Genomic DNA, 26070 nt, shown 5'->3' on the forward strand with positions numbered 1-26070 from the left:
AATGATGTCCTAGAGCTGGATTTCATGCGCTTTCTTCTTCAACTTTTGGTTCAGGCTGCATATACGGCACTTTATCTTTCATAATTCGATATACAATATTCACCAATCTCCGCTCCACATACACCATTGCTTGCTTCTTTTTTCGTCCTTCTTTAATTTTCTTTTGGTAATACTCGTACATAATAGGATTTATATCTTTTCTAATCTGAGTCAGAGAAAGGGAGTAGAATGCATTATTTAGTTCACGATTTCCGAGCTTATTGGCGTATTGTTTAGATGTTTCACCAGAGCTATGCTCAATTGGAGCAATACCAGCAATTTTTGCTAGTTTACTACTTTTTGAGAATCGGTTTATGTCACCTATATTGGCAATAAATGTTGCAGCAAGTACCGTATCAACGCCCGGTATGCTTTTTAAAGGATAACCTGTTTCATCGATAAGTATATCCATTTGTTTTTCTAACTTTTCTATTTCCTCTTCCAAGTCGTTTAATGTAGAAATATAAGATTTGATTAGATTACTTCTTTCTTCTTGATATCCATTCTCCCAACATCCGTGTTCCTTAACAACTTGTAAAATTTCATCTGCTTTTTTTGCTGGAGTTGATTTGTTGAACTCCTTTAGGATTTTTAGAAGTTCAGCACTATTCATTTTCATTAGTGGTTCTGGATTAGGGAACTTTTTAAAGAATCCTTGTACTGTTTTGCCGTCTAAATTTTTAAAAAATGACTTATAATTGGGATAGTTATGCACCAATAAGTTATGCAAACTTACTTTTATATTTGCCATCATTTGCATATAATTATTTCTACTACTAAGAGTTTGTTTAATTGTCCAAAAGATATCTTTAGGATTAGCGTATGGTAATTTATCGAATTCAGTTATTAAATTTTTGGCAATGGCAAGAGCATCCAATTCATCTGTTTTATTACGATTTGTTCCGGCCTTTCTTTTCTTTTTTGTATAAGATGAATTCACTTCTTTAACAATGAAATCTTTTTGAATTAAGAATTTGGCAAAAGAACGTCCGTAAAAGTTTACATCTTCCAATCCAAAAATTACATCTTGTCCCTTCGTGTATTTCTTTAATTTGTTAATAAATTCAGGGAACTTTGCGGGTGTGTTCCCAATTTTGAAGGTTGCAATTTTGTCGAAAACACAATTGCATAGAACAGCAACATGCTTATTTTTATGAAGGTCAACACCTACGTATAAATATTTCATTTTGTTAATTTTCAAAGTTAATTATCTCCTTCTAAATATAGGGTGAAAATTGCAACAGCGTCAGTTATAGCGTTAGAACGATGGAGCAGTCCTCGCAGTGATACGTTAGTTTAACAATCTTTTACCCTGTATATCTAATTAAAATAAATACTTAAATAGAAAAACAAATAACCCTTATTCTACATTCCTTTAAATCGAATCTTAAATGCTTCCATAACTAACTGTTTATTGTTGATATCCAAATAATCAATATCATTTAGGTCTACCTTAGCCTCGCTATTAAACAAATGAATAGCAAGTTTCAGCATAAACTGTTCACTTCTTGACCACGGTTTTGATTTTTTTAATAACTCCTTCACAAGAATTAGTCCATTGTCTAAATCGAAATAATAATTCGTTAAATAGTTTTGCAGTTTGCTATGATTTTTAAATAGATATATTATAGAAGCCCATTCAGGACCCGCATTCTTCATTAATTCCACTTCATCCAATGTTTTCATCTCTCACTTCCAACTCCTTCATTATTTAATGATGAACAAATCCTTAAATTCTATCTCAAGCCCATTGCTTATTTTCCTTGCAACACCCGGTGATGCATGTTTTTTCATATTAATAATCTGATTCAAATAAGCTTCACTTGTGTCTATTTCTCTTGCAAACTTTCGTTGGGAATAGCCCTTTTCTATTAGGACTTTTCTAAATTCAATAGAATCCTTTAATAACACTTTCACCTATATCACCTTCCTTCCAAAAAGTGCTTGCTTTGTTTTAACGCTTGATTATATTTTATTACCGATTGTTTTCACCCACAAAGGAGAGTTTGAGAGGCTAAAATTAAAACTCCCATTTGACAAATCCCTCAGATGTGTTAATTGCTAACATCAAATACGTCATTAAAGTCTAGCTCTAGTACCGAAGCAATCTTCATCGCAACTGCTGGGCTAGGATGCTTCTTGTAATTGATTATTTGATTAACGTAGTTCTCACTCATTCCAATATTTTTAGAAAAGGCTCGCTGCGTATAGCCTTTTTCAATTAAAATCATTTGGAATCTTTTCTTGTTTTTTAATTTTATTTTCATTAAAGGGTACACCTCCTTAAAAAGAAAAAGGGATAACCGCCAATAGATTCGTAGCATATGAACTACGATTCTTGAAATGGGGTTCTCCCTTTTTACATATTATATTTTGTTTTTGTTTATCTTTTGTATAAATACTATAACAGGGTTTTATTCAGATTTTAATAGTTTGGTACATAATTTTATATAAACCTTTTTAGCTGTCTATCAAAATACTATTCTCATTATATCCTCTAACATTCAATATTCTAATACATAAAACATTTTTTATTTTTTCGAGAGTTATCTATTGCCAAGTCCATGCTTTTATATTAATATAGCATTAACTTAATAAACACGGAAAAAGGGAAATCCCCAATGTTGAATCTATATCAGTTGATGTAGATTTATTCATTGGGGATTTTTTGTCGTTTGTTAAGAATATTGGATTGATAGTGGTGATGCGGATGTAATTTTAAAAACAGTTAGGGGCATTAGGGTACGAAGCTGGAACAACCCACCCCTGACCCAAAGCCCCGTAAATAAAGGGATGTAGATACGCTAGGGGAACTAAGGTACAAAAATACAACAGTTACGAGGAGAATCAAAATGAACGATAAAAACCAAACAACATCTTCGCTCAATATGAGTGCGAACCAACAAAAAAGAAAATGGAGAAAAACAAATGGCGGCGCAGGAGAAGAGCTTGCAAATGAAGTTATTGGAACATTAAATAAAGATTCCGATGATCTAGCTTATGAACAAGCTGAATGGGAAGCACCGGTTACCTTTGATAAATATCCTACTCCACCATTTCCAGTAAATGTTTTTAATGAACCGATAAGAAGTATGGTAAAACACGTTGCTGAATCTATCCAAACACCGATTGACCTACCAGCTGTAGTCGGATTGGGGATTCTATCAACTTGTATTCAAAAGAAGTTCGAAGCAAGACCGAAATTAGGTTGGCATGAACCATTGAATCTATATAATGTTTCTTTATTGGATCCATCAACTCGTAAATCGGCCGGTTTTTCAATCATGGAAGAACCGATTGGTCAATATGAAAAAGAACGAAGGGAAGAAATGGAGTTAGTTGTTCAGAATCGCCAAGCAGAGCGCACAGCTTTAGAAAAACGAAAAGAAGCACTGCAACGCGAGTATGCCAAAGATCAAAACCCAGAGTATTTAGAGGAAATGAAAGAAGCCAATAAACGATTACAGGAAATTCCACCATTATATTTGCCAACTATAAAGATTGACGATGCTACTCCAGAGGCTATAGTTTCCGGAATGAATCAAAACGGAGATAAGATTTCTCTTTTAACATCTGAAGGTGATTTTTTTGGGCGATTCAAAAATAAGAATGTGGATCAAATAAGGTACGATGTGTATCTAAAACCATATAGCGGGGATTATATGCGGTCTGATCGAATCACTAGGGATACAGAAATAGTCGAAAAACCTACAATGACGATTTGTGTCACAGCGCAACCAAGTGTCATAAAAGAACTACCTAGTTCTGTACATGAACGTGGATTAATGGCAAGGTTTATTTTTTCAATCCCTAATGACAATTTAGGACATCGAGATTCTAGGGCGCCTGAAATTCCAGTAGATATCACTGACTCCTATCATTCTTTCATTCGAAAACTATTGGCTTGGGAGACAGAAGAAGCTATTTCATTAAAACTGTCCGAAGATGCTCTAGATCTTTTATACGACACAATGGATGAGGTAGAAGCCGAATTCCGAGAAAATGGTGCATTTCATGATGATTTAAAAGCATGGGCTGGAAAATTAATTGGTAACTTATTACGAATTGCAGGATTGCTCCATGTATCCTACCAAGCAACAAAAGCTGAGAACATCACAGATGTAGATACAACGATTAGTAAGGAAACATTAGCTTCGGCTTTTCAACTAAAAGAGTATATGATTTCCCACGCCGAAAAAGCATTCGGTGTTATGAAAAAAAATCAAGATTATGATGATGCTGAATATCTATTAGAAAAGATTCTTAATCAAAATAGTCCTATTGTCGAAAAACAAACGATTCATCAAAATACAAAGAAAAAAATCAAAGGAAAAGAACGAATGCAGCAGGCTTATGACATCCTCGAATACCACTCGTATATCCAGCAAACGTACGGTGGTAAATCAGGGAAAAAAGGCTTAATCTGGGTAAATCCAAGCGCACTAAAAAATACGAAAGGCAAAAAAGAGTACCATAATTACCCTAATAAGGCTAAAGCCCTTGAAAACACTGTAACAGGAGAAGGGGAAAAAGAAACCCTAGTGTCCCCTAACAACCCTAATAACACTGTCGAAGTTGATGTGATTGAACAAAAAGAAGAGAGACAGGGGTCTCCTACAACCTCTGACTCCCATAAAAATCCTGAAAAAAATAATCTAATCAACGACTATTATACAACATCTAATGATGGATATAAAGTTGAGAAAATATAAGTGGATTTAACGAGATTTCTGCATCAATTAGACAACCATCGTATCGATATTTGGGTTAGTGGAGACGATTTACTCGTTGGTATGGAAGAAAGCATTGCCCTTCCTGACAGCACTCGTAATTATATTCATACCAATAGACAACAAATCAAAAGACGATTGTTGAATAATACGTTTGCTCAAGAACGTAACTGGAATGTTGCAAATTTCGGTGAAGTTTATTGGTATCAGTATAGTTCAAGCGGATATGTGTTTATTGAAAGAAACAATGATAAAACAGTTGATGTATATCGCTGCCGATTCGATAAGTATCAAAAAGCAACAAATATAAAAGGACTACACGAAAATATACCATTTGCTAAAGCCTATCAAAAGGCAAAGTCCTTTTTAAAATGGTTTTATTCTAAGAACCCTCACTTAAAAAAAGGTAAATATTAAAGTTTATTTGTTGTTAGGAGGATTCGTCCTCCTAACCAATAAAAAATAATTACAACCATATTAGGAGGCATATAAATGTTCCAATTAAATAATTTAAACAAATGTCAATATTGCAATGCATGTTCCTCTCAAAACCAAAACAACATTATGATTGAAGAGCATTACTATCGCAAAATTCTCAAGCTAACCAAACAGGATTTTCTAGACGGTGGCGGCATTCATATCCATGCCAATTTTAAAGAATATGATCAATTACTTTTTAACTATATTATGGACAACCTTCATCAATTTCACGGTCAGGATGAATATGATTTTTCTGAAGTACTGGAACAAAATATTTTCTATTGGGATGTAACCAATGATCCTGTCATCCCTTATCTCGTTGGGCTTACACCTAAAACATTTAAACCTTATCTTGATAGTCTGCATGGCCCAATTCATTCTGTCTTCATCGAATTAAAATGTGATTATTATTATCATTCCGAAGAAATCGTTTGGGGATTGATGATGCTAGAAATAATTCCTGAAGAAACAATCTGGAAGAACCAGTTAAGCCACTTACAACTCTAAACAACAAATGATACACGAAAATTAAGATAGTATATTAATCAATATGTTAAGAGGGAACGTTATTATTAAAAACGCTTCCTCTTTATATTTGTAATGCTAGAAATATCAAAATTTGAAAGTACACTATTAATAGAACACTTCCCTTTCACTTCCAACTACTCAGGTAATAAGGTTTCTAAGTAAAATTTAGGCCTTCAAACCTTATTATTCAGGAAAAGTGCATTATTTACAGGAACAATCTCTATGTAATCCACTTTTTATATAGCCGACAATAATAGTGAAAAATGAAATTCCGAAAGTGTTCTAATAAGCAAAAAATATTCACCCCAATAGGAAAGGAGAAAATCAAGTGCTAGATAAAATCATCTTAAAGAAAAACGCACGGCAACGACTGGAACTCACTAAAGTAGATTTAGATTTATTGGTATTTTTAGAGCAGCAACGTTTGCTAACCCTGCAACAATTTTATCAAGTTGCTAAACATCTATTTGAATTAAAAATCACAGAATACAGTTTTAAGAATCGTGTCCGGAAATTCGAGGAATACCACTTGATTCGTGGACAACAATTCAGTGAAGGGTTCGACGGAGAGCGATTTAAATTTTTGTGCATTGGAAGCAAGGCCATTGATTTATTAATTGAAAACGAACTTCTAGACCAATTATACAGCAAATCCAAAATCTATAAATTTAATCAAAAGAAGAATTTAATGCACTATTTAGCAACACAACAAGCGGTGATCAATATATTAATCACCTTCAACGCTAAAGCAATAAAAGATGCAGATACTCGTGAAACGAAATACCCAGTTCTATACAATAAAACGTTATTCTCCCGTTCTCCAGCATTGTATCCATATACGGAATGGGTAAGGAAATACAAAAACTTACATCGACAAAATAGTGGAGCGTATCATGCGAAAATAGCAAGACATATGACAGGAAATAAATCTAATGCAGAAATATATGGGACGACAATAACTATTGTAAAACCAGATTGGATTATCGAATTAAAAGGAAAAAAGGAACAAAAAGATGCAATTATAAATATCGAGCTAGATACCGGAACGGAGCCTATTGAAACTTTAATAGAAAAGGTATTTAAATATGCAATTCTAGCAGGGAAAAATCCGGAGAAACTTCACATTATGGATGTTGTAATTGCAGATAAAAGCATCTCAAACCGTTCTACATTTAGCGATGGGATCGGGAGGACAAAAAATATAGTAAAACAATTTAAGGACGATTCAGCAGTTATAAGAAGGATAAAAGAATCCGGATTAAAAATTATCGTTCGACCTTTAAGGCTTAACGTTAAGAAGGTATATGAAGCACTACGTAAATACTAATCAATAAAGTTCACAGCAGTCATTCGTTTTGAATGGCTTGCATACATACTAGGTTTCATTGAAATTCGAATCAGTATCCTTGATTGGTAACCAATACCAGTCACCACGGTAAAACATTGTCATATCAATACTTGCCTCACCTAAACCCTCATTTCCTTTCTTCTCTTTTTTACTATTCGTTCCGATTATTGGTAACCATTACGCGAAGTAATGCACTTATACGATAATTATCTAATCTCGAAACAGCCATTATCATATGATTGGTAACCAATAATAGATACCATGACAAACATTGGCATGACCTGTATTTTGTTGATTTTTTTATTCTTCTATCTATCCCGTTTTCTAATATTAGTTACTATTAATCGTTACCATATATTACAAGGATGCTAAAAAATTTAACATAATAACAGGGCTGCTGGATGTTTAGGACATTTCTTCCTAGACATCAATCGTTTAGATCATGCATCACCATAATACATGATGTTCAATACAGCCAATAGATTGATTGTAGGATTTCTTTTGCTATGCAGACGCTAAAACTAAACATTATCAGTTGCCATTATTAGAAACGAAAAAGATGACTCCCATTAGAAACCAACAGGAGCCATCTTTTTGTCATTTCTTCTTATTGCTGCCACTTTGAAATAATCGCCATACCTCCAACTATTTCTGCAAGTAGTATTCGATTGTTTTCATCATATTTCAGCTCTCCATCTGCTTTAAAAATGAAAAAATCCTCTTCCTTCATTTCTTCATTAGTGATATCGAAGTCGTCATACCGGACTTTAAAAATCGCCTTAGCCTCAGCTAGAGACATTGCATCAATCACTGCAAATTGTTCATCCTTCTCCTTCGTTCTTCTTACAACAAAATACTGTTGCATTTGATTCATTCAGATTCCCTCCATACTAATTTTAATATAAAAACATCGGCAAGAATGCTGTAACGATTGTTCTCGCCACACATCTTACCGATATTTTTAAACCTTACCCGGAGCTGAAAGGCCTTCTTTTACGATAACTGTCGATGAATTATCATTTCCCCTTTTGTCGGTAATACTACTCGATTGTTTTCATCAAATTTTAGGTCTCCATCCGCTTCAAAGATGAGGATTTCCTCTCCTTTTTTCATAGCATCCTTATCTTCCTCATGCCGAACTAGGAAAATTGCATCTGCCTCATCAAGCGACATTGCGTCAATCACTGTAAATCGTTCGTCTTTTCCTGTTGTTCTCTTTATTACATAAAATTTTTCCAATTGATTCATTTTATTTCACCTCCCTTCCTTGATTTTTCATATAAAAAAACATCGAAAAGAATGCTAACGATTCATTTCTTCGTCACACATCCTATCGATGATTTTTAACTAATTAATTGACCCAAAAGGTCTTTTATATTGTTGTTTGTTTAAGTAAAAGTAAATAAAAATGATTTCTACACTATTATTATAACTTGTTGATTTCCGTATTATAACCCTTGCTGTCGTAAAGTTTTTTATATAATAGTGTTTTTAACCATCCTAATAAATAAAGACATTCTCCTTTTGAAAAAGGCGATATTAGCCTATCTCTACTTTATTCACTCCTTACAGCACAGTAATTTTAAGTTGTCAAATGGAGTTTAAGACCTTTGATTTCAAACTCTTTCTGCATACGAAAAAAAACAATAATATAATAAGGGATGAAAATAGACCTAATTAAAAAACGAAAGGATTGGTATAAATAAAAGGTTAAAACTTATTTTTACAAAATTGTTGACAGTAACAAAGAGAACATTGGAATATGATAATGAACAATTAGAGGCGTTGAATTATGAAGAGGAAGTATCATTAAATTTCTATAGAAGAAAAGTAGATTTTACTATTCTAAAATTAAGGAAGAGGTAGTCTTATGGAAAACTTTTATAAATGTGAGGTAAATAATGGGGACACACGTCATTCTGTAATAATTTCTACAAACGAGACTTTCCTACAGCAATATAACAAAAACAAAAAAGAAAAGTTCGAGGAATTAAAAGAAAATGCGTACGACAAAGTAATAGCAAATGCAATTTCAATAGGTGTTAGCATAGATCGTGATAATCTGATTCTTGTTTATTATAAGGAAATGACAAAAGAGGAAGTGGATTTAGAAATGGAAGAAGCAAAATTTGAAGAAGAATGGTATGAAGAATTGCTTAATGAGTTTGAATAATGAAAGAGAACAAAAGGCTTTTGAGTTAAATGATTAAGAAAAGAAACAGAGGGTGTAGCTTTTCCGTCACACCCCTTGTTTCATATGTGTTTTAAATTTTCGAAGGGCAGAATTCTTTTTGCGATTTCCATTGCAATATCATATACCTTATCGTTTGTCTGTTCTATTACTTTTATAAACCTTCTTTCCATTTCAAATATATTTTTAAATCTCTCTGGGATTTCCATTTTACTCATAACATAGCCCCTTCCTACAATATAAACAATAAGTCACTTGGTCAAAAATAGTGAGTGATAGTATCCATTGCAAAAGCTATTATATGAACTACTCCTAGTACAAAAAAGAAAAGAGCAAGAATCCATCAATATGTGAAGTTATGTATAATACAATTCCATCTGTTATCGCAACGAATGTACGTAACTAAGATTGTTAACGATTGCATTTTCCAACTCATTTTTTTCTGTTATTTAATTTTAGTTACGAATGTTGGTTACCATTTTTATTCCTTCATACATTAATAGACTTTTATCCAAACGCCATTACTAATTTACTAGAAACAAATAATAGATACTATATGAAGTTACGATATATTGTTCGAAAAGTCTTGAACATGAAAGGGATTCATCAACTGAACTGGGTATGTTTCAAATATACCCAGTTCACCCTATGAACGACTTCATAACCCCCACTATTCAAAAGGCGCATCATATGTGGGTTTTCATGAACAAAAGCAGCTTCATTCAGACGACAATTAGTATATAGCAACTTCTAATTTGACCTGAATGATTCGGTAAAATCAGACCTCACTTTTAGGGTTAAAAAGATAAGGAAAAAAGATATTTATCGTTAAATATTTACTTATTAATATTCATTTTTTACATATTTTCCGTACTCGTCCTTATGTAAAAACTACAGATGAATATCTCAAAAAATCAAGAATACAGATGGACTTTGAGCCTTTCCAATTTTATTCTTTTCCCCCTTAGAATATGTATGATTCAAAACTATAATGTTTAAAACAGTTGAAAGGAAGAATAGATTTGGATTATAAAGATGCGTTTGAAGAGGGAAAAAAGATGAATCAACTTATTGAACCAGAGGAAAGAGTAAATGTAGCAATTGAGATACTTGCTATGGTGCAACAAAGCTACGAGCAGTTTTCTATTAAAATATTACAATTCTATAAACGTTACCACAGTTCTGTTCCTTACCTATTAAAGCAGGTAAATAATGAAAATAAAATCTATTTCGATATGTATTTCATTATGGGATTTCTACAGCATCATGAAGCTTGCGGAAAGGAGCATTGCTATGGAACTAAGCTATAATCAGCAGAAAGTGCTTTATGAAGAAATGTTAAATGTGAATGAGGAAAATATAAACGGGGAGTTCTATGTATTATCATTGGAAGAAATGAAGATGCAAGCATTGAATATTTAGTGCATGAGCGTGAATATGATCAAGAGGAAATAGAAGATATAGAATTTGATATTCACTGGAAAGGTGCAGGCCTATATGCATTCTAGGGACTTGATTTTATTGATGAGTATGTGTTAGCCAATATTACTGAGATATTTGAGACAGAAACTGGCGCTAATCCGTTGATTTTTCTTGAGGATGAAAAAATAATAGAAAATGTGAGAAGGAAATGGTATGAATGGGGTAGGCTTTTGTGTATGCTGTTTGGAACTGGGATTCAGAGCTAATAAGAGTATGTTATACCGATGAACAAGAAGATAAAGAAGATATTCTAAAGTCATTAATAATGTCACACAGGGAAGTGAATTATAGTTATGAAAAAGATGACGATAATTACTTTTTTTATTAGTGATTATGACTTAGAAGAATATAGAAGAAGTTATTTTGTAGCTGAATCACGCGAACTGGATAATTACAGAATTTACGAATTTCCAAAACAATACACTGAACGCAAGTAATCACTATAACGACAAAATCGTAGCCTATAAATCTATAATGGCTACGATTTTTATTACTTTTGTACATTTATCTGCAAAATGTTAAATTTTAACAGTCCCTCTATGCTACTAATCAAGTAATTATTAGGAAGTTGAAACGGAAGAAACCACATTACGTTTATTGCTCTTTCGAAGCTAAATGCCGCATAATAAAAGTAGCTGATTTTATGCGAGCATTGTTTCGCAAACACTGATAGCTCAAAACTAGACGAAAAACAGAGAATGATAACAATGAATATTATCCTTATGGTCACTTGCAAAGGAAACCAATCTTCCAAAGAACTGTAGCTATTCTACATAAGTGCCTTAAATGGCAATGTCGGATTGTGGGGAAGATATGGGAACAAAAAGTGATAAGAATAAAATTCGATCCCAAAACCGAATCTCAACCTTCAAGGTTACGTTTTTCGGTTTTTATCAAACCAAGAAAACGGATTTTCTTTATTAAATATTATTTTGTGAAAGATACCTGTTCTCCACTTCGATAACCTTTTCAACTAGAAATTCATTCACCTTTGCTTTTTCTGAAATAAAGTTAAACAGTTCTTGTTCGTCAATATAAATAACTTCATTATTTTCTTCTCCGACTTCTCCAATTCCGCCTTTTCCCTCTAAGAATTCCATTTCATACCATAATATATTTTCTACTATTTTGGAGTCAATTCCTGCATTTTTAGAAATATATCTACACATATAATCCACATCTATTACAGGAGCCTGATCTATATCTCTTTCATTCATTATTCTAACATCCTCCGTTTTTTAAACTGCCTCTACTTGTCAAAGAAGAAGCAGGTTGATTTATATACTTTTACCCATAGTCAGCCAAACTTTAACTACGGTTATATTCATTATAAACAAAAATGAAATATATGAAAAACATACTAACAAGATAACCTTCTTCAATTTTGGATGTTTTTCATTTATTTTTCCAACACTTTCATGTCTCTAAATTACCCATTTATGACCACAAACTGACCTGTCAAGGAATTGAGGTATAGATCTGATATAAAAAGATGCAAATCGTAAAGTGAGGGATATAATGGGTGCATACTACATACTCGGCATTGTAAAAAAATTCGAAGCAAAATCAACTCAAGCCCTTGATCAAGTTAATTGGAATCAAAACTTAAATGAAAGACTTGATATTTTAAATCCGCTTGCAGGTTGTATTATGAAACGATGTTCAAGGCTAAAAGGGGAAAAGGAAGAAGTATAATAAATACTATAAAACACATCATTTAAATCCAAAGCAAGGTGAACTTACATGGACTTCTTTAAACTTATCTTTTTCATCAATGCAATGGCGATTAGTCTTAATGTAGCAGCAACATATTTAGTTATCGTAAACCTCCTTTTTAACCAGCCTATCCATCCTTTTTTAATTCCAAGTTTCATCGTGGAGTCATGATTAAATATAACTTTGTCTTTCACGAATTGTTGTGGGATAAGTGGTTTAAGATTAAGAAATAAGAGGGAATAAGTAGCTAACAATACTCTTTTTCTTAGTTTGATTTACTAAAATGAAAGAGGTGTCAGAAATGGAATATCTGAAGCTGCTTCAGACTGGAAATATAGCAAATTTGGATCATTATTTAAAAACACATGACGTGAATGAGGAAATAAATACACAAAGCCTTTTGTATTGGGCTGTTTATGAAAATAATCTCACCTTTATGCAAAGGCTGATTCATCATGGTGTCGATATCAATAAAAAAGACAAACTAGGTAGAACTGCACTTCACATTGCCTATTATTTCGGGTTTTATGATATTGCTAAATTTCTATTACAATATGGTGCAGTAGCGGATACTGCCTGTTTTGAAAGAGCATCAAGTGGCTGGGATGGCCATTATCAATCAGAAATAATAGAATTGCTTAGGGAGTATGTTCAGTAACTAAATCAGCTGCTAAAATTACCGATATAATAGTGTAATAAGGAAGCGGTAGAAGCACAGTTATCAACTACTCCACAAATGAAAGGCGGGCAATATATGAGTAAACTTAGAGACAACAAAGAATTCTGTCCATATTGCAATACTAATTTACAAGGAAAAGAAATCCCAGAAAAAGATCAACTTCATTACGGTGCTACTCACGGTTCTCGAAAGATTGCGATATACAGTCGTGAGAAAGATAGAACCGTGAAATGGCAGTGTCCAGATTGTGAGGGGGAATGGGAGCGGGAGTGATTTGAGGGTAAAATTACTCCATCTTTGTCCTTTTTCTTCATTCATAAAAATATAAGAAAAAGAAAAGCCCTGCAGTGATATTTCTCCACAGGACTTTCTATCAATGAAACACGAGAACCGTCCCCGTGTTTCCAATCCACTATCATGATTCCGTTAGAATAAATGAATAAGAAAAGTCCTGCAGAGATTTCTCTCCACAGCACTTCCTTCACAATAAAACGTTCATTTGACAAAATTCGTGGAGTGTAGTCGGGTCAAATTTCATGTGGAACTATTTACTCTCTAGAAGACTTACCAATAGGATGGGGCAAGGTTGATGTGATCCCCAGTAATCTTGCAACAGTTAAACCTTCTTCTTTTTATATTTGGTCTCTTCATTATAGAAATTTACTGAAATAGCCAAATGCAATAGACTGATTGATTAATAGATTTCCAACGATTCCCATGTTATAATAAAGAAGCTTATTACATTAGGTAGTAAGGTTTAATGTTTGAAACTGTCGAGCAAAGTGAAGTTTCTATAGAAATCTTTCACAGCCGATGACTTAGATGCAATTAAGAATATTCCCAATTGTACTAAATCAAGATAAAGTATTTCAATTGTATAGCACATGATGAAATTCATTGTTATGCAACTCCAATCTTTATCTAATTGCTTGATAACATTATACAATATAAGTTGACTTGCCCAGCGTCCCGCAATTGTTAATAGTCATAAATTGCGGTGAACTATGACTAGTCTAATATTGGCTTTTGCAGTAGTATTAGCGAGTGCAGGAAAGGAGAAAACAAGTGCTGGATTGTTTCTGACCTGCTCCAACTAAGGAGACTGTTAATGAAGAAGAATGAGTTTTGTAAATATATACCTAAAGGATATTTGCATTTTGATAAGAAGAGATTCTTCAACTTAAAAACAGAAAGTTATGTTAAAAGCCCCGAAAAAATTGCAACACACAACTTTTATCCATTCATTCGATATGTAAGCAGATATGATAAATATAACGAACAAACCACAGATATTATTGACAGCAGGCCTAGACCAATTAATTCAAAAAAACGTCCTATTATGTATGCGAGCCATATAGATAACTTTATTTATAGATATTACGGGGACGAATTAAATAAATATTATAATCGTTGGGTCGAAAATAATGACATAGATACAAATGTGATTGCGTATCGTTCAAAACCGGAGAAACGTGGAAACTCTAATATAGAGTATGCGGCCAAAGTAATTAATGAAATCCAAAAATTCCAGTCATCTTTTATTTTAATAGGAGATTTTAAAAGTTACTTTGATACGCTGGATCATAATAAATTAAAACACAATGTATGTGAAGTCCTTAATGTAAAACGATTACCAGCCGATTGGTTTAAAGTGTTTCGGTCTGTCACTAAATTTAGTTATTATAATAAACGTGTTATAAGTAAATATTGTGGTTCAGACAAAAAATTAAAGCAAAAAAAACAAAAGAGCTATTTTAATAGCCCCGCAGAATTCCGTAAATTCAAAGCTATTTATCCAATACAAGTAAATAGAAATGCATGTGGTATTCCTCAAGGAACTGCTATTAGCGCAATCTTATCAAATGTCTATTCCATTTATTTTGATGTTCATATTAAAAAGTTGGTGGATAAGCATGGTGGAGTATATAGAAGATATTCTGATGACTTTATTGTGATTTTACCGTCGGAAAATAAAGGTCAAATATTAACAGATGAACAGTTTAGAAAAATTGAGCAACAAATTTATTCATTAGTTGATATGGAAAAGTTAACAATAGAGCGAGAAAAAACAAATATTTATCAATACAATCAGGGATTGATAACAAATCTAAAAACAGAAAAGGAAGATAAGATAGATTATTTAGGATTTGTTTTTGATGGTATAAATGTCGAAATGAGAGGAAAAAGTCCTTATAAATTTTACCGAAACGCTTATAAATTAATCGAAAAGGCTAAGAAAGTACAAAGAAAAAGGAATCTCCCAAAAATTCCTTATAGGAAAAAATTGTACAGATTATATACTGATTGGGGAATTAACAAAGGACTTTATGGTAACTTCATTTCCTATGCAATGAGATCACAAAATTCTTTCGATAAAATCTCTCCAAATACAAATAACCTAATGATGCAGCAAATTAAAAATAGGAAGAAAAAATTAGAAAAGGCACTAGGGTATAAAATAAGCATTAAAAAGGGAGAATGAAACAAAGTTAAAAACAAAAAAGGGCTAAACTACAACAACTTATTGTGAGAAAAACAGAAGATATGAAAAGGCTTAAAGCAATATATCAGGATCACCTTGCTTTAATTCATGAAAATACACAATTAAAAAATAAATTAAAGTGACTGCAATAATAAGTTGTAAAAGCTCTTTTGTTGAAACTTCGAGAATAACCATATTCTCCCTTCTACAATAGGAGCATTTTTATGTGAACCAGCTTCTAAACATTTTGCACCAAATATTTATATTTTAAAGGAGCGGGATTACACGAACAAAATCCTTGAATTGAAGAGGAGCTACTCACGGTTCTATTAAAATAGCGATATACTGCCTTGATATAAAGTGAACGATGAAATGGCAATATGTGAACTCTAAAAGGGGCATGGGAGTGATAAGGTATGTTATTATTAGTTTTGATATTAGGAATTTTTTTATTTTGCATTTCTTATAGAGCTTGCAACCAAAACTAACATACTAACTGCATTGGCAATCTATGATCATGTTCATTATGCCATACAGACTTGCAAGGTGATCCAATTTCGAAAGAAACACTAAATCGTTACGGTAATGCCATCCACTTTACCAGAAAGATTGTCATTTCCAGTATGGAGGAAGATTGTATAATTAGATGGCGATGTCCGTATTTTGAACGGGGTGGGAGCGGGGATGAAAAGATTTGGTGTAATTGGCTTTGATATTCGGGGATATTATTTAACGGGCAAAGTGTTTAAAGATAAAAACGCAACAAATGAATATTTTCGTTTTTTAAATGATAAAGACAGATTTAGCTTGTAACTTTTCACATCTATAATTACTTAAATCACGACCACAGGAGATTATTCATTAGATTCATCTAACAAAGACGGATCAAATTTATACCCTTTGCATCAAGTATTCGTTCGCTTTCGATTTTTGCAGTTCCAACAATATGATCAACTTATACATACATTGGTTATTTAAGTAATAATTCGAAGGACTTGGAAAAAGATACAAGTCCTTTATTTATATTCCACTTAAATACGTTTGAACGATGATAACCAGATTTCTATTGATAATCTTTGATCATTTTCTATTTCTTCAATAGTTCTTTTGTATTCGTAACACCAGTATACAAACTGTTTATATTCATCCACAGAAAGCCCATTGATACTGGATAGTATTGATACAATATAGTTGAAGTTTATTTGGTATTTAGGAAAGTCTTTAATCCATTCAAAAGGATTTTTATTATTTTTACTAATGTTTAAGCTTCCATCAAGGGGAATAATGTTACCGTATGTAGTACCCATATGTCCAGTATCAATACAGATAAAATGTTCATGATGTAAATTTTTAGATGTACCAGTTAATGCACAGGAGTAGTTAAATTGACTGTAGATATCGTCTAATTCATCCGCACTTAAATCATATGGAAGGGCTTTTTTCTTTGCATTATAACGTTGAGAATAGAGTCTTACTAATTCGGGATTCTCCTCTGTCCATTTTATTCTCAAAGCTTTGAATTTTGGCTTATTATTATTATAATACCTCTTTCGAACTAATTTATAATGCGTTTTCTTTTCGGCGTAATGCTTTTGGTTATAATCTTTAATATGTTCCTTGTTTTCTTTCCTCCAATTTCTTTGCAATAAAAGATAACGATCCCTATGATCTTCTCTATACCTGCTAGATCTTTCTAAAATCAATTTCTCTATTTTCTTGATAGTACTTTTTTCCCTTTTCATTTACTTTCGCTTTATTGTCCTTGTAATAATCTTTTAACCTTTTATTTTCACAACTTTTACATGAAGGGTATTTGTTATAAAGTTGTCCTTTAGCATTACTATATTGGTTTAGTTCCTTAAACTCACCACAAACGGTACAGCTTTTTAGTGTAACCTTTTTACCATCAATATATTTTTCGATAAGGATGTTGTCGTTTCTTTTTTTAGTACCCCTATCGTATCTAACGCATTCAATGCATTTTTCTTTCCTTCCGCCAAGTCCCTTTTTATTTTTGTGGAAAGATTCCAAAGATCTATATATGCCATTGCATAGGGGTCCAAAGCATTGTTTAGCTTTAAATTTATTACCACTTGCATCCATTTGGTCAGTAATCCCAGTTCGCTGCCTAGTCCTGATACTCATCATAAACCTCCCAATTTTATTGTTTGTAAAGTTGGGAAATTAATGTATTAAAAATACAGAAGTAATTAGTACCGATACACCATAGAAAGAGAAATGACATCATTATAAGTATCTAATCTTAATATCTTTTACTAGAATGTATGTACTGATTGACCATTCTTGCATATAATAATGATGATTGGTATGCAATGGTTCCTATAACTGGTTGAAAAGGAATTTATTAAAAGGTTTTAAATAGCGTAGAATAACAGCGTGGAACTATAATTCTACGTCATTTTTTCTTTTTTAAAATCTCCTTTTTGCAGGATTATCGATAGTATTGTAGAATTTAAATAAGAGAAATTATTGCGTGGAATTATTTAGTGATATATTAGGGAGGATTATATTTGCTTGTACAGTTTCAAGAAGATGGAATGCGAGGTAAGTCTGCTACAACGATTAAAACGTATGTGTATTGTCTTGAACAATTCGATAAGTGGCTTGTTGGTAGCGGAACGAACATTGAGGAATTTTCCCGCTCTGATGTTCAGCAATACATAGATTATTTAGCAGCAAAGAAAAAGAGTGCTTCAACTATTAATAAGATTTGGAACGCTATTAAGAAATATTGCAAATTTGCAGGTAAGGAAGAATGCATGGAGGAAATTTCAATTGTAAAAGCACCAGATTATAAAAAGGAAGCACCAGAGGCATTATCAAGAAATGAACGTAATCGTCTTATACGTGAAATTGACCGAACCAGCAATAAAAGGGATTTTGCCATTCTTATGGTGTTATTAAATACTGGTGTTAGGGTGTCTGAATTAGTTTCAATTGATCGATCAGATATTGAAATGAGTGAGAGAAAAGGAAAGTTAACGGTAGTTGGAAAAGGTAATAAGGAACGATCTATTCCCTTAAATGGGGAAGTAAGGCGTGCGATTGATAAATATTTACATCAACGAACTGATCAGCATCCAGCTCTCTTCCTGAGTAATAGGGGGAAAAGGATTAGTGTGAGAACAGTGCAAAATCTCATTCATAAATATGGATATCACGTTCATCAGCTTCGTCATACATTTATTACGGATCTGCAGAGAAGCGGGGCAGATTTAACACTCATCCAATCGCTAAGTGGTCATTCATCATTGGGGATGTTATCACGATACTCCATGCCAACGCAAGAGGATAAACAAAAGGCTGTGGAAATACTTTATAAGCATGAATGACAGTTATGACGGCAATGACAACAGAATAAAAATTTTATATAATTATAGAATTGGATGTGCATATATGACAGTTGAAAAGTTGCTTTATCACATTACCGATTTAGATAATCTAGAATCCATTCTTCAACAAGGTGGATTGTTGGCTAATAACGTAGTAAATGAAAAAGGTGTCGAGTATGAGAACATTGCACACAATAATATTCAAGATAGAAGGTCAATGAAAACAGTACCGCTTCCACCAAACGGTGATTTGCATGATTATGTTCCTTTTTATTTTGCTCCTAGATCGCCAATGCTATATGCAATTTATAAAGGTCAGGTGGAAGGATATGAACTGGGGCAAGAGCATATTATTTATTTAGTTTCTAGAACAGATGTTATACACAATGCACAATTAAAGTATGTATTTACTGACGGTCATGCAGTTATGGTTTTTACGGAATTTTTTAAGGACTTACAAGAACTTGATAAGATTGATTGGGATGTAATGAATTCTCGCTATTGGTTTGATACAGAAGAAGATCCAGATAGGAAACGCCGCAGACAGGCTGAGTTCTTAGTCCATAAAGGGATTCCAATTGATATACTTTTAGGGTTTGCTGTTAAAAATGAAGAGATGAAACGAAAAGTTGAAGATGTAATACATAAATATAATTTTAATAAGCCAGTAGCTATTAGAGATTGGTATTACTAACTAAACTGGAGGTGATTTAGATGATAATTTTAAAACAAGGTAATCTTCTTAATGATGAAGCGGAAGCATTGGTTAATACAGTAAACTGTGTAGGGGTCATGGGAAAGGGAATTGCCCTTCAATTTAAACAGGCATATCCAAAGATGTTTACGGAATATCAAAAGGCTTGTCGAAAGGAAGAAATGCAACCCGGTAAAATGCATGTTGTTGATACTAAGACACTATTTAATCCTAAATTTATTATTAATTTTCCCACTAAGCGTCATTGGAAAAGCAAATCCCGAATGGAAGACATTGAATCTGGATTAGTTGATTTAGTTAAGGTCGTAAAAGATTTGGGATTAAAGTCTATTGCAGTACCACCTCTTGGGTGTGGTAATGGAGGACTCAAATGGTCTGAGGTACGCCCAAAGATTGAAAAAGCGTTTGAACAATTACCGAGTGTTGAAGTTCATTTATATGAACCTGCGGGAAGTCCTAAGCCTGATAAAATAAAGATTCGAACAAACCGTCCGAAAATGACTAAAGCAAGAGCGTTATTTTTAATGCTGATGAATGATTACTCCATTCCGGGATATAAATTGTCATTATTAGAAATACAAAAGTTAGCTTATTTCCTACAAACAGTTGGTGAACCACTTCGATTAAGATTTGAAAAAGGGAAGTTCGGTCCTTATGCAGATAATCTTAATCATGTTTTACAACGTATAGATGGTCACTTTATTCGAGGGTTCGGAGATAGAAGTAGAGATGCGGAAATTTATTTAATGAGGGATGCAGCGGAAGAGGCAGAAATGTTTCTGGAAGATGATAAATCAGCCGTTGATCATCTTGAAGCGGTCCGGGAAATAATTCATGGATTTGAAACTCCATACGGATTGGAATTACTTGCAACGGTTCATTGGGTTGCAGGTAATAAGCCAGAAATACAAGGCGATGTACAAAAAATTGTGGAGGAAGTTCATAATTGGAATGAGCGGAAGCGGAAGCTATTTAAAGAAAAGCATATTGGGAAGGCTTGGGAGCATTTGATTGAGATTAATTAGTAAAGTGATATTAAAGTATAGCCTCATTCTTTATAGGAGTGGGGGTATTTTTGTAATAAAGTGATTATGTTATTTTTTAAAGATAATCAGCAGAATTAATAGAAATTCTATGTATAATATTACTATTACTGGAAAGTCGTGCTTACACTCGCAATAAAGTTATGTAATAGGTACTGACTGCATTCGATTAAAATAAATAATTTCTATATAATTTTATTATTACATCAAAGAAAGGCGGAAACATAATGACTAGAATTCTAGACATAGACATGGATTTTTTCTTGAATGATACAGCTTATTGGCAAACAGGAAAGGGGAGGATTCAAGACGATTATGTGCAACCTTGGAAAGAAAGGGAATTTCGGAATTTCTTAGAGCAAAATTGCCTTTAGTAAAAGTTCTAAAATAAAAGGTAGAGTTATTACCCACCACAATGAGTCGTTTAATTTTTGGGAGGAACTTATTTCAGAGGGACATATATCAACCCCATTTGAAGTTACTCATATTGATGCCCATTCTGATTTGGGACTAGGTGACTCAGCATGGCATTATATATTAACACAGTTACTATCTTATCCAATTGAACAAAGAATAAAAATACTTGATCGTTCAAAAGTGAATTTAGCAAACTATTTAACATTCACGATGTCAATGGGATGGATTAACAAGCTTAATTTTGTTTTTCATGAATATTGGAATTTTAATGACTTCTTCTCTATTTATTTAAAAGACTTTGATGATTATAGTGGATTTTTTGAATTTAGATCATATGATTCGCAATATAGTGCTTCGTATCTTACTGAAAATATAAGAAATATAAATCCATTAAAAAAGGATTCACTTATTCCCTATAAGATATATAAGCCAAATAATTTTAAATTAGTCGAGGAATATGATTACTTAGTATTTTGTCAGTCGCCACAATATACTCCTAAAACAGCAGATTATATGCTAGATATTATTAGGGAATACATCACTGAAATTTAATAAATACACTCCTTTAGTCCCATAGTCTTACACGTATCGTCAGTTAGGTGCAAACAACAATGCAGTACAAGGTTCATTGGAGAAGCTTTCTTCTGGACTACAAATTAACCGTGCAGGAGATGACGCAGCTGGACTTGCAATCTCTGAAAAAATGCGTGGACAAATTCGTGGTTTGGAAATGGCGCAGAAAAATGCTCAAGATGGAATTTCTTTAATTCAAACGGCAGAAGGAGCTCTTAATGAAACGCATTCCATCCTTCAAAGAATGCGTGAATTGGCAGTACAAGCTGGAAATGATACCAACACTACAGCAGACCGAGACGAAATTCAAAAAGAAATTAACTCATTAACTTCTGAAATCAACAATTACTAAACGGTGAAAAAACCGAAGGAGGACCAGCAACAGCAGCAGCTCTTACAGGAACTGACATCTCATCAATTTTTGATACAAAACTTGATGGTATGGATAATATTACTGTAAATGGCCAAGAAGTAGCATTAACTGAAGTAGCAAAATTGGACGGTGAATCAGGTGCTTTTAATATTGATGCTGTCAAAACAGCACTACAAAGTGACCTAGACACTGTATTTGATGGCTCCAAACATGATAAAGTAAAATTCACTGTTGGAACTGATGGTAATGCCCTAACTATCACAAGTAATGTAGAAGGTGCGGAATCAAAAGTTGCAATTTCTGGTACACATGCAGATACTTTAGGAATTACTGGATCTGTTCAGGGTACTGATGAAAAAATTGGAACCGGTACTGGACTTGATTTCCAAATTGGTGCGAATAAAGATCAAAGCATGTCCCTTGAAATTTCAGATATGCGTGCAGAAGCACTTGGACTTACTACAGAAGGTACAGATGCTAAATTAGGTGTAACAGATGGAACGAATAGTGAAATTAAAGAACAAGCACTAGATATTTCTACACACGATAATGCAGCAGCTGCAGTAACAAAAATTCAAAGTGCTATTGATTTAGTTTCAAGTGAACGCTCTAAATTAGGTGCTACTCAAAACCGCCTAGAGCACACAATCAACAACCTTGGTGCTTCAGCGGAGAACTTAACAGCTGCAGAATCACGTATTCGTGACGTTGATCATACCGAAGCTGCATAATAGCAGCATGAGGTATAGTCGTCCTAACTGGTAACGGTTAGTGAGGATGATCGGGTGAATTGCTGGAAACCCCTTAGAGCTTGTCTTACCACAATGCAGTCGGAAATGACAGACGTGACGGTTTGAAAAAAGACGAGATTGGGCAATCAGCAGCCAAGCGCCTGTGGTGAAAGCCTGGCGAAGGTTCAACGACTAGGATAGACCATCTAAAAGCATTAGCTCATGATGATGAAATCCATAGGTGAACAAGGAAGCCGCAAATTCTTTGGAATCCGAAGTGCCCGACCCCTACTAGTAATCTAGAGGGTGAAGATATAGTCTAGTCATTTATGAAAGTAAATGTTCGCACGATGGCGAAAGAGATGATGGAGTTCACTAAGAACAACATCTTAACTCAAGCGGCACAAGCAATGTTAGCTCAAGCCAACCAAACACCACAAGGAGTATTACAGTTACTTCGTTAATAGTGGATAAATATAGGAGAATTCTAGTTTTCGTGCTAGAGTTCTTCTTTTTTATATGTGTTTCTTAATAAGAAAGCAGGTGTATTTCTCCAACTTTCCTCAGCATTCATTAAAATTCCTCCCATCTATTTGGAACTAATGTTCTTATTTTTATTATCTCATATGAGAAACGCCATAGCTAGTTATGTGGTGGTTTTGCAATGGGTGATTTTTCATGATATAGATTATTAAGAAATAAATTCCTACAGAAATATTGAGCTATTACAAAAGAGATACGTCAAACTCTTGAAATTTCCATCCCAATTTTTCCTTAAAAGTGATATATTAAAATTAGTCAGAATAATCATAATAGTGGGGTGATGAAAATGAACTTCATAAAACGAGACATCCTTCAAATGGATGCTACAAGTATTGCAAAGGAAATAAGAAACGGAAATTTAACAAGCCTTGAAGTGACACAAGCTTATATTACACACATTAAAAGGGCTAATCCGTCTTTAAATACGCTTGTTGAAGATCGGTTTGACGAAGCATTAGCTGAAGCAAAGGAAAAGGACGCACAAACAGGGGAAAGGGGAGCATTACATGGTGTTCCTATCAGCATTAAAGAAGCATATGATGTATCTGGTATGAAAACAACAGGGGGATTGGTGAAATGGAAGGAACGGATTAGAAATTCAGATGCCGCTGTCGTAAAAAAGCTTAAACAAGCAGGTGCGATTATTTTAGGAAAGACGAATACGCCGGAGTTATGCTTTTGTCAAGAAACAGATAATACATTATATGGTCGAACAAATAATGCTTGGGATAAAACCCGTACGGCTGGTGGTTCGAGTGGTGGCGAGGGTGCTTTATTGGGTGTTGGTGGAGCAGCACTTGGAATTGGCTCGGATATTGGTGGTTCGATTCGTTTTCCAAGTCATTTTAATGGAGTGATAGGATTTAAATCAGGTAAATTTCAGGTCTCTGAACAAGGACATTTCCCAGAAACTACGGAGCCATTACAAAGTCGTATGCTTGGACTTGGACCAATGGGAAAATCTGTATGCGACATGGAATTGATGTACAACATTATTGCTGAAAACAGTGTGAAAGAAATCGAAGACCAGGAAATTCACGATTACACAATAGAATTTTTAACAGACAATCAGATTTATCCTTTAACTTATACTACCACCAGTATTCTAAAAAAAGTGAAGGATTTCTTAAAAGGGTCATTTTCGGTGGAACAAAATACTCCACCATATTTTGAAGAAAGTGCATTATTATGGCAGGAAATCATGTCAATTGGTGGAGGAAAATCGGAAATCAACGTAGCGTTTCCATCAGGGCAGGGGAATGTATTCCTGGAATATGCAAAAAAAAAGGTAATCGGGAAATCTCAAGTCCATCCATATTTATCATGGGCACTAATTGGGGCAAGGCTTTTTAAACCTTCACATAAACGTCAAATGGTGATAAGGAACATACTGGGTGAAGGAGATAGAAGGCTAGATGGCTACTTAAATAATCGATTACTTATTTTCCCTGTCTACCATACAGCAGCACCGAAACATGGAAAAGTATATAAAGAAATCTTCTCTATTCGTAAGACATTTTTAAAATATATGCCATACATTGCTTATGCAAATGTTTGGGGACTGCCTGCATTAACCATCCCTGTTGGAACAGATAAAAACAATATGCCAATCAGCATTCAAATCATGAGTAAAAATGGTAATGAATCCGCCATAATTCAGTTAGGCAAAATTCTTGAAGCGAGATTTCGTGGATATATTCGAAGTACCTTGTTTGATTGATCTAGGTGCCTATAGGGAACTAAATGACTTTGCTCTCTCTAAGTACCCATTACAAAGCTAAGAATTTCTTCATAAATCTCATTCGGTCGTTCTTCTGTTATTAAATGGCCTGCTTTTTCATAGGTTTTTAATTTTGCATTTGGTAAATCTTTGACTAATCGGCGGCCAACATGAAGTGGTACAACTTTATCTTTCTCTCCCCAAATTAACAATGCAGGCGTGTATATTTTCTGAAGTTCTTTAGGTTTTAAATCTCCTTCTCGGTGGCGGAGTAATCGGACGAGTGCCTTATAAAAATTTCTTTCTTTCAATGGCCTTCCATATTCCTCCACTAATTCGGGAGTAATAAGTGATGAATCATACAGCACATTTGCTAAGTTTTGTTTTACATCTTGCTGTTGTATTTTATACTTGGCAATTAAATGGAAAAAGGGTAAGAATGAACTGTAAATGAGAGATTTACGAGATTTTCCTAAGTAGGATGAGCTGGCTAAAAGGATTAATTTATTGATTCTTTTGGGAGTGCTTCTTGCTGTATATAAAGCAATTTGACCTCCCATCGAATGACCAGCAATTGTAGCGTTTTCAAGTTGAAAATGATCCATACAATCCACAATAACCTTCGCATAATTGGCATAGGAATATATAAACTTCGTGGATTTCTCACTTCGGCCAAATCCGATTAAATCAATGGCAATAACAGAAAACTCCTTTTGTAATAAAGGCATTATACGATGAAATGTATGGGTAGATGATACAAAACCATGAATCAATATAATTGGTGGTTTCCCGTTTAGTATATATTCACAGTACACCTTTGCACCAGCAAGTGTAATTTTCGTTTTGGTATATTCATTCTGTCTCAATTTTCCACCGCCAATTGCTATGATTATATCTCCACTCTTCTTGGAAATTGAAGTAATCTCT

Annotated in this window: 30 protein-coding genes and 1 pseudogene; 19 read left to right on the plus strand and 12 right to left on the minus strand. The window is 33.6% G+C overall.

Annotated features, from left to right (window positions below; genetic code table 11):
• Nucleotides 1–22: 22 nt before the first annotated feature.
• From FHP05_RS00100 to FHP05_RS00115, 4 genes are all read right to left on the minus strand, one after another.
• The gene (locus FHP05_RS00100) at nt 23–1240 is read right to left on the minus strand and encodes an IS110 family RNA-guided transposase (RefSeq protein WP_147664908.1); all 1218 of its coding nucleotides are present in this window, start codon (nt 1238–1240) and stop codon (nt 23–25) included.
• 164 nt (nt 1241–1404) lie between these two features.
• Nucleotides 1405–1725, minus strand: coding sequence for a hypothetical protein (locus FHP05_RS00105; RefSeq protein ID WP_230973891.1), 321 nt, complete (start codon nt 1723–1725; stop codon nt 1405–1407).
• Between the two features lie 21 nt (nt 1726–1746).
• Nucleotides 1747–1956 carry a helix-turn-helix domain-containing protein gene (locus FHP05_RS00110; RefSeq protein ID WP_147664909.1) on the minus strand — a complete coding sequence of 70 codons (210 nt, stop codon included), beginning with the start codon at nt 1954–1956 and terminating at the stop codon, nt 1747–1749.
• A 137-nt stretch (nt 1957–2093) separates the two neighbouring features.
• Nucleotides 2094–2306, minus strand: a complete 213-nt coding sequence (locus tag FHP05_RS00115) for a helix-turn-helix transcriptional regulator (protein ID WP_191126184.1) — start codon at nt 2304–2306, stop codon at nt 2094–2096.
• Between the two features lie 585 nt (nt 2307–2891).
• Between FHP05_RS00115 and FHP05_RS00120 the strand changes: the two genes are divergently transcribed.
• From FHP05_RS00120 to FHP05_RS00135, 4 genes are all read left to right on the plus strand, one after another.
• Nucleotides 2892–4751 (plus strand): YfjI family protein, encoded by a 1860-nt coding sequence (locus FHP05_RS00120; RefSeq protein WP_147664912.1) that lies wholly within the window; start codon nt 2892–2894, stop codon nt 4749–4751.
• A complete protein-coding gene (locus FHP05_RS00125) occupies nt 4752–5186 on the plus strand; it encodes a hypothetical protein (RefSeq protein WP_147664914.1) in 435 nt (144 codons plus the stop codon).
• Nucleotides 5187–5261: 75 nt separating this feature from the next.
• Nucleotides 5262–5756 (plus strand): hypothetical protein, encoded by a 495-nt coding sequence (locus FHP05_RS00130; RefSeq protein ID WP_147664915.1) that lies wholly within the window; start codon nt 5262–5264, stop codon nt 5754–5756.
• Nucleotides 5757–6105: 349 nt separating this feature from the next.
• Nucleotides 6106–7104 (plus strand): replication-relaxation family protein, encoded by a 999-nt coding sequence (locus FHP05_RS00135; protein ID WP_191126185.1) that lies wholly within the window; start codon nt 6106–6108, stop codon nt 7102–7104.
• A 628-nt stretch (nt 7105–7732) separates the two neighbouring features.
• Here the strand turns inward: FHP05_RS00135 and FHP05_RS00140 are convergent.
• Together FHP05_RS00140 and FHP05_RS00145 are read right to left on the minus strand one after the other, a co-directional pair.
• Nucleotides 7733–7999 (minus strand): hypothetical protein, encoded by a 267-nt coding sequence (locus FHP05_RS00140; RefSeq protein ID WP_230973892.1) that lies wholly within the window; start codon nt 7997–7999, stop codon nt 7733–7735.
• Between the two features lie 119 nt (nt 8000–8118).
• Nucleotides 8119–8373 (minus strand): hypothetical protein, encoded by a 255-nt coding sequence (locus FHP05_RS00145; RefSeq protein ID WP_230973893.1) that lies wholly within the window; start codon nt 8371–8373, stop codon nt 8119–8121.
• Nucleotides 8374–8995: 622 nt separating this feature from the next.
• On the opposite strand from FHP05_RS00145, the gene FHP05_RS00150 reads away from it, so the two are divergent.
• The gene (locus tag FHP05_RS00150; RefSeq protein ID WP_147664919.1) at nt 8996–9298 is read left to right on the plus strand and encodes a hypothetical protein; all 303 of its coding nucleotides are present in this window, start codon (nt 8996–8998) and stop codon (nt 9296–9298) included.
• Nucleotides 9299–9378: 80 nt separating this feature from the next.
• Here the strand turns inward: FHP05_RS00150 and FHP05_RS15220 are convergent, their stop codons facing one another.
• Entirely contained in the window at nt 9379–9534 is a 156-nt protein-coding gene (locus tag FHP05_RS15220; RefSeq protein WP_191126186.1) for a hypothetical protein, read from the minus strand.
• Between the two features lie 804 nt (nt 9535–10338).
• Here FHP05_RS15220 and FHP05_RS00155 point away from each other — a divergent pair.
• Both FHP05_RS00155 and FHP05_RS15625 read left to right on the plus strand, forming a co-directional pair.
• The gene (locus tag FHP05_RS00155; RefSeq protein ID WP_147664921.1) at nt 10339–10626 is read left to right on the plus strand and encodes a hypothetical protein; all 288 of its coding nucleotides are present in this window, start codon (nt 10339–10341) and stop codon (nt 10624–10626) included.
• On the plus strand, nt 10610–10738 hold the full coding sequence (locus FHP05_RS15625; protein ID WP_269144263.1) for a hypothetical protein: 129 nt from the start codon (nt 10610–10612) through the stop codon (nt 10736–10738). The genes FHP05_RS00155 and FHP05_RS15625 overlap by 17 nt, the downstream gene beginning before the upstream one ends.
• A gap of 980 nt (nt 10739–11718) precedes the next feature.
• On the opposite strand, the gene FHP05_RS00160 is transcribed toward FHP05_RS15625, so the two are convergent.
• Nucleotides 11719–12015 (minus strand): hypothetical protein, encoded by a 297-nt coding sequence (locus FHP05_RS00160; RefSeq protein WP_147664923.1) that lies wholly within the window; start codon nt 12013–12015, stop codon nt 11719–11721.
• A gap of 301 nt (nt 12016–12316) precedes the next feature.
• Between FHP05_RS00160 and FHP05_RS15225 the strand changes: the two genes are divergently transcribed.
• From FHP05_RS15225 to FHP05_RS00175, 3 genes are all read left to right on the plus strand, one after another.
• Complete coding sequence (locus tag FHP05_RS15225; protein WP_191126187.1) at nt 12317–12493, plus strand: hypothetical protein; 177 nt, start codon at nt 12317–12319, stop codon at nt 12491–12493.
• A gap of 322 nt (nt 12494–12815) precedes the next feature.
• The gene (locus FHP05_RS00165; RefSeq protein ID WP_191126188.1) at nt 12816–13172 is read left to right on the plus strand and encodes an ankyrin repeat domain-containing protein; all 357 of its coding nucleotides are present in this window, start codon (nt 12816–12818) and stop codon (nt 13170–13172) included.
• Between the two features lie 1129 nt (nt 13173–14301).
• Nucleotides 14302–15675, plus strand: a complete 1374-nt coding sequence (locus FHP05_RS00175) for a reverse transcriptase/maturase family protein (protein WP_147664929.1) — start codon at nt 14302–14304, stop codon at nt 15673–15675.
• A 72-nt stretch (nt 15676–15747) separates the two neighbouring features.
• Here FHP05_RS00175 and FHP05_RS15630 read toward each other — a convergent pair whose 3' ends face one another.
• Nucleotides 15748–15870 (minus strand): hypothetical protein, encoded by a 123-nt coding sequence (locus FHP05_RS15630; RefSeq protein WP_269144264.1) that lies wholly within the window; start codon nt 15868–15870, stop codon nt 15748–15750.
• A gap of 489 nt (nt 15871–16359) precedes the next feature.
• On the opposite strand from FHP05_RS15630, the gene FHP05_RS15635 reads away from it, so the two are divergent.
• Nucleotides 16360–16488, plus strand: coding sequence for a hypothetical protein (locus FHP05_RS15635; protein ID WP_269144265.1), 129 nt, complete (start codon nt 16360–16362; stop codon nt 16486–16488).
• A gap of 218 nt (nt 16489–16706) precedes the next feature.
• Here FHP05_RS15635 and FHP05_RS00180 read toward each other — a convergent pair whose 3' ends face one another.
• Nucleotides 16707–17417 (minus strand): hypothetical protein, encoded by a 711-nt coding sequence (locus tag FHP05_RS00180; protein ID WP_191126189.1) that lies wholly within the window; start codon nt 17415–17417, stop codon nt 16707–16709.
• Nucleotides 17359–17778: a hypothetical protein gene (locus FHP05_RS00185; protein ID WP_147664933.1), complete on the minus strand. Its 420-nt coding sequence runs from the start codon at nt 17776–17778 to the stop codon at nt 17359–17361. The genes FHP05_RS00180 and FHP05_RS00185 overlap by 59 nt, the downstream gene beginning before the upstream one ends.
• 428 nt (nt 17779–18206) lie before the next feature.
• Between FHP05_RS00185 and FHP05_RS00190 the strand changes: the two genes are divergently transcribed.
• The 8 genes and pseudogenes from FHP05_RS00190 (at nt 18207) to FHP05_RS00225 (ending at nt 25143) form a co-directional block, all read left to right on the plus strand.
• On the plus strand, nt 18207–19028 hold the full coding sequence (locus tag FHP05_RS00190) for a tyrosine-type recombinase/integrase (protein ID WP_147664935.1): 822 nt from the start codon (nt 18207–18209) through the stop codon (nt 19026–19028).
• Nucleotides 19029–19092: 64 nt separating this feature from the next.
• Entirely contained in the window at nt 19093–19722 is a 630-nt protein-coding gene (darT, locus tag FHP05_RS00195) for a type II toxin-antitoxin system toxin DNA ADP-ribosyl transferase DarT (protein WP_147664937.1), read from the plus strand.
• A gap of 20 nt (nt 19723–19742) precedes the next feature.
• Complete coding sequence (gene darG / locus FHP05_RS00200; protein ID WP_147664939.1) at nt 19743–20768, plus strand: type II toxin-antitoxin system antitoxin DNA ADP-ribosyl glycohydrolase DarG; 1026 nt, start codon at nt 19743–19745, stop codon at nt 20766–20768.
• 245 nt (nt 20769–21013) lie between these two features.
• Complete coding sequence (locus tag FHP05_RS15230) at nt 21014–21160, plus strand: hypothetical protein (protein WP_191126190.1); 147 nt, start codon at nt 21014–21016, stop codon at nt 21158–21160.
• A gap of 28 nt (nt 21161–21188) precedes the next feature.
• Nucleotides 21189–21755 (plus strand): peptide arginase family protein, encoded by a 567-nt coding sequence (locus tag FHP05_RS00205; protein WP_269144268.1) that lies wholly within the window; start codon nt 21189–21191, stop codon nt 21753–21755.
• Between the two features lie 76 nt (nt 21756–21831).
• Nucleotides 21832–22880, plus strand: a pseudogene (locus FHP05_RS15680) (flagellin N-terminal helical domain-containing protein).
• A 362-nt stretch (nt 22881–23242) separates the two neighbouring features.
• Nucleotides 23243–23344, plus strand: coding sequence for a flagellin (locus FHP05_RS00220; RefSeq protein WP_407923405.1), 102 nt, complete (start codon nt 23243–23245; stop codon nt 23342–23344).
• A gap of 365 nt (nt 23345–23709) precedes the next feature.
• Nucleotides 23710–25143 carry an amidase gene (locus FHP05_RS00225; protein ID WP_230973895.1) on the plus strand — a complete coding sequence of 478 codons (1434 nt, stop codon included), beginning with the start codon at nt 23710–23712 and terminating at the stop codon, nt 25141–25143.
• A gap of 38 nt (nt 25144–25181) precedes the next feature.
• Here FHP05_RS00225 and FHP05_RS00230 read toward each other — a convergent pair whose 3' ends face one another.
• Complete coding sequence (locus FHP05_RS00230; RefSeq protein ID WP_407923406.1) at nt 25182–26009, minus strand: alpha/beta fold hydrolase; 828 nt, start codon at nt 26007–26009, stop codon at nt 25182–25184.
• Between the last annotated feature and the right edge of the window lie 61 nt (nt 26010–26070).

The organism is Cerasibacillus terrae, assembly GCF_008039555.1.
GTDB lineage: Bacteria > Bacillota > Bacilli > Bacillales > Amphibacillaceae > Cerasibacillus > Cerasibacillus terrae.

What these genes read in the sequence shown, in the direction of transcription:
- FHP05_RS00105 (WP_230973891.1), bottom strand. Translation starts at nt 1,725, where the DNA reads ATGAAAACATTGGATGAAGTGGAATTAATGAAGAATGCGGGTCCTGAA.
- FHP05_RS00115 (WP_191126184.1), bottom strand. Translation starts at nt 2,306, where the DNA reads ATGAAAATAAAATTAAAAAACAAGAAAAGATTCCAAATGATTTTAATT.
- FHP05_RS00120 (WP_147664912.1), top strand. Translation starts at nt 2,892, where the DNA reads ATGAACGATAAAAACCAAACAACATCTTCGCTCAATATGAGTGCGAAC.
- FHP05_RS00130 (WP_147664915.1), top strand. Translation starts at nt 5,262, where the DNA reads ATGTTCCAATTAAATAATTTAAACAAATGTCAATATTGCAATGCATGT.
- FHP05_RS00140 (WP_230973892.1), bottom strand. Translation starts at nt 7,999, where the DNA reads ATGAATCAAATGCAACAGTATTTTGTTGTAAGAAGAACGAAGGAGAAG.
- FHP05_RS00145 (WP_230973893.1), bottom strand. Translation starts at nt 8,373, where the DNA reads ATGAATCAATTGGAAAAATTTTATGTAATAAAGAGAACAACAGGAAAA.
- FHP05_RS00150 (WP_147664919.1), top strand. Translation starts at nt 8,996, where the DNA reads ATGGAAAACTTTTATAAATGTGAGGTAAATAATGGGGACACACGTCAT.
- FHP05_RS15220 (WP_191126186.1), bottom strand. Translation starts at nt 9,534, where the DNA reads ATGAGTAAAATGGAAATCCCAGAGAGATTTAAAAATATATTTGAAATG.
- FHP05_RS15625 (WP_269144263.1), top strand. Translation starts at nt 10,610, where the DNA reads ATGGAACTAAGCTATAATCAGCAGAAAGTGCTTTATGAAGAAATGTTA.
- FHP05_RS00160 (WP_147664923.1), bottom strand. Translation starts at nt 12,015, where the DNA reads ATGAATGAAAGAGATATAGATCAGGCTCCTGTAATAGATGTGGATTAT.
- FHP05_RS15225 (WP_191126187.1), top strand. Translation starts at nt 12,317, where the DNA reads ATGGGTGCATACTACATACTCGGCATTGTAAAAAAATTCGAAGCAAAA.
- FHP05_RS00165 (WP_191126188.1), top strand. Translation starts at nt 12,816, where the DNA reads ATGGAATATCTGAAGCTGCTTCAGACTGGAAATATAGCAAATTTGGAT.
- FHP05_RS00175 (WP_147664929.1), top strand. Translation starts at nt 14,302, where the DNA reads ATGAAGAAGAATGAGTTTTGTAAATATATACCTAAAGGATATTTGCAT.
- FHP05_RS15630 (WP_269144264.1), bottom strand. Translation starts at nt 15,870, where the DNA reads ATGGTTATTCTCGAAGTTTCAACAAAAGAGCTTTTACAACTTATTATT.
- FHP05_RS15635 (WP_269144265.1), top strand. Translation starts at nt 16,360, where the DNA reads ATGAAAAGATTTGGTGTAATTGGCTTTGATATTCGGGGATATTATTTA.
- FHP05_RS00180 (WP_191126189.1), bottom strand. Translation starts at nt 17,417, where the DNA reads ATGAAAAGGGAAAAAAGTACTATCAAGAAAATAGAGAAATTGATTTTA.
- FHP05_RS00185 (WP_147664933.1), bottom strand. Translation starts at nt 17,778, where the DNA reads ATGGATGCAAGTGGTAATAAATTTAAAGCTAAACAATGCTTTGGACCC.
- darT (WP_147664937.1), top strand. Translation starts at nt 19,093, where the DNA reads ATGACAGTTGAAAAGTTGCTTTATCACATTACCGATTTAGATAATCTA.
- darG (WP_147664939.1), top strand. Translation starts at nt 19,743, where the DNA reads ATGATAATTTTAAAACAAGGTAATCTTCTTAATGATGAAGCGGAAGCA.
- FHP05_RS15230 (WP_191126190.1), top strand. Translation starts at nt 21,014, where the DNA reads ATGACTAGAATTCTAGACATAGACATGGATTTTTTCTTGAATGATACA.
- FHP05_RS00220 (WP_407923405.1), top strand. Translation starts at nt 23,243, where the DNA reads ATGATGGAGTTCACTAAGAACAACATCTTAACTCAAGCGGCACAAGCA.
- FHP05_RS00225 (WP_230973895.1), top strand. Translation starts at nt 23,710, where the DNA reads ATGAACTTCATAAAACGAGACATCCTTCAAATGGATGCTACAAGTATT.